General features: G+C 63.1%; 1 protein-coding gene. It reads right to left on the bottom strand.

The window, feature by feature from the left end:
• A partial coding sequence (locus KZZ04_RS20075; RefSeq protein ID WP_219424016.1) for a hypothetical protein occupies window positions 1-252 on the bottom strand: 252 nt, incomplete at both ends.

Raw genomic sequence — 252 nt, 5'->3', positions numbered from 1 at the left:
GAGAGGTCCTGGCGGCGTATCTTCACCAGCACGGTCATCACGACGCTGCCGACCGACGCCTGCGCCTGCAACCCGATGCCTACCGCCACGTCGCGCAAAGCCCGGAACTGGCGCACCTGCTGCTGATCCTTGATGCCTTCCCACGTTTTATCCGCGCCTCCCAGCACCAGAAGCTGCTCAAAGGCCTGCGCTCGAGCATCGAAAAGCGGCTGGGCAAGCAATGGCACGCCCTCGATAAAGCCCTGAAAGACC

It is taken from the genome of Pseudoalteromonas sp. CR1, from assembly GCF_019392235.1.
GTDB lineage: Bacteria > Pseudomonadota > Gammaproteobacteria > Enterobacterales > Alteromonadaceae > Pseudoalteromonas.
The sequence above is the reverse complement of the archived record's forward strand: the minus strand, read 5'-3'. Positions and strand labels throughout refer to the sequence as shown.